General features: G+C 60.1%; 1 pseudogene. It reads right to left on the bottom strand.

Annotated elements, in window-relative coordinates:
- Positions 1-431 (bottom strand): annotated as a pseudogene (locus BK660_RS30915) (ribonucleoside-diphosphate reductase subunit alpha); the annotation flags it as partial.

Consider the following 431-nt stretch of genomic DNA (forward strand, 5'->3'; position numbering starts at 1 on the left):
TCTGGTAGGTCGGTTCGATCGACTGCGGGACGCCAGTGATGTTGGCGATGGTCGCGGTCGGTGCGATTGCCATGATGTTGGGGTTACGACTGCCTTTCTGCACACGGGCGCGAACCGGTGCTCAGTCTAGTGTTTCTTTCAGGTCAACGGCGATGTACTTCTGGCCACGTTGCTCGCTCAGGATCTGTTGCGAATCCAGCGGCAGGATGCCTTTGGACCACAGCGAACCCTGGAACGTCTCGTAGGCGCCACGCTCATCGGCCAGGTCGCAGGAAGCCTGGATCGCGTAGTAGCTGACCGCTTCCATCGACTTGTCGGCGAATTCGACGGCAGCGGCGGAACCGAAAGGAATGTGCTGCAGGTACAGCGCGTCCTGGAAGCCCATGATGCCCAGTCCGACCGGCCGGTGCTTGAAGTTGGAGTTCTTCGCT

The sequence above is a fragment of the Pseudomonas brassicacearum genome (assembly GCF_003732265.1).
GTDB lineage: Bacteria > Pseudomonadota > Gammaproteobacteria > Pseudomonadales > Pseudomonadaceae > Aquipseudomonas > Aquipseudomonas brassicacearum_D.